The sequence below is a fragment of the Pseudomonas frederiksbergensis genome (genome assembly GCF_003732665.1).
Lineage (GTDB): Bacteria > Pseudomonadota > Gammaproteobacteria > Pseudomonadales > Pseudomonadaceae > Aquipseudomonas > Aquipseudomonas frederiksbergensis_G.
The window spans coordinates 1-300 of record NZ_MOBP01000213.1; the positions used below are offsets into that span (position 1 = coordinate 1).

At 60.7% G+C, this 300-nt stretch carries 1 protein-coding gene; it reads left to right on the plus strand.

Going from position 1 to position 300, the window contains the following annotated elements; all coding sequences use genetic code 11:
- On the plus strand, nucleotides 1-300 hold a 300-nt coding region (locus BK665_RS33875; RefSeq protein ID WP_148053306.1), incomplete at both ends, for a M16 family metallopeptidase.

The following is a 300-nucleotide window of genomic DNA, read 5'->3' on the forward strand; positions in this document are numbered from 1 at the left end:
ACCACCCACCCACGAATTCACGCTGAACAATGGCCTCAAGGTCGTGGTTCGCGTGGACCATCGCGCGCCGGTGGTGACCTCGCAACTCTGGTTCAAGGTCGGTTCCAGCGACGAGCCGCCGGGACAATCCGGCCTGTCCCATGCCCTGGAACATATGCTCTACAAGGGCAGCAGCAAGACCTGCGCCGGTGAAGCCTCGGCCATTCTGGACAAACTGGGGGCGACCCATAACGCCTTTACTGACAGGGACGTGACCACCTACTACCAGACCTTGCAACCCCACCAACTGGGGATCGCTTT